The organism is Paenibacillus sp. 01L418 (assembly GCF_056400045.1).
This window is the reverse complement of sequence record NZ_JBFTSN010000781.1, coordinates 1-1,127: the sequence shown is the minus strand read 5'-3', so window position 1 is coordinate 1,127 and position 1,127 is coordinate 1. Positions and strand designations below refer to the sequence as shown.

The 1,127-nt window shown below is 44.6% G+C and carries 1 protein-coding gene; it reads left to right on the top strand.

Features of this window, described 5'->3' with window-relative positions:
• The coding region (locus AC1DSE_RS35590; protein ID WP_477529161.1) for a helix-turn-helix domain-containing protein at window positions 1-908 on the top strand (908 nt) is incomplete at its 5' end.
• Between the last annotated feature and the right edge of the window lie 219 nt (window positions 909-1,127).

The following is a 1,127-nucleotide window of genomic DNA, read 5'->3' as shown; positions in this document are numbered from 1 at the left end:
ATTGGAGGCAATTAGGAATGAATACGCAGCTGCATAACTGGAATGACCATCCCGTGCTGCCGTTTATACGGCTTTGCTATCGCTTTAAAGAAACGTCATTTTTTCAAGGTGAACGGCGTCTGCTCGATTATTTGTTTTTATATATGGAAGAAGGCCGTTATTTGCTTACGGTTGAGGGGGTTGAATATGAGCTGCTACCTGGCGACTTTGCACTTATTCAGCCTGGAATGCTCTTCACAACGAGAGGATATGGGAGCTGCGTAGTACCAAACACTCATCTTGATTTTTTTTATAATCCGAACCGAGAAAGAAGCTTTGTAACGACGCCCGGCCAGACAAACTTGGAGCCGTATTCGGATTTGAAGCAGCCGCAGTTAAACGAATTTCCAAACCTGCAGCTGCCCGTCAAGCTGAAGCCGCGACATCCAGAATCGTTCAAAAAGCTGCTGAACCAAATGATTGAGCATTTTAGCCACAACGACATACAAAACGTGCTGCATGCCCAAAAGCTGGCAATGGAGCTGCTCCTTCTATTAATCGGCGACTTTGAGACGACAGGCTCTTTGGCATTCGAGGATCAGCAGTTCGTAACAAAGATGAAAGCTTTTATTTCCTTTCACCTATCTGGAACAATCACGGTGGAGTCGATGGCGAAGCATGCAGGATATTCCGAATCCCATTTCAACGTTATTTTTCATCACTATTTTGGAGCAACGCCCCATCAGTTTCTCGTTCATTTACGTTTGGAGAAAGCAAGCGAGCTGTTAGCCACAACCGGACTTAAGCTCGACTTAATTGCGGAGTATTGCGGATTCGCCAACGCCTCACATTTCTCGAAAGCGTTCAAGAAAAGTTATGGCCTATCACCAAGGGAATTCAGAAATGCGCAAGAAAAATCCTTTTCATAAAATAAAGGCAGTCTAAAACACCGATTACGTGTTTGAGACTGCCTCTTCAATATATTTATACTTCCTTGCCTTCAGTACGCTCATAATAACGTCCAATTTCAATTACTAATGCGCCCATTCGCTCCAGCTCGGGAACGATGATTCTTTCCACGCCGTACTCCTTCAAAACTGCAGCCGTTACTTTACCTACTGCGGCAGCCACGATATGCTGATTAAAGA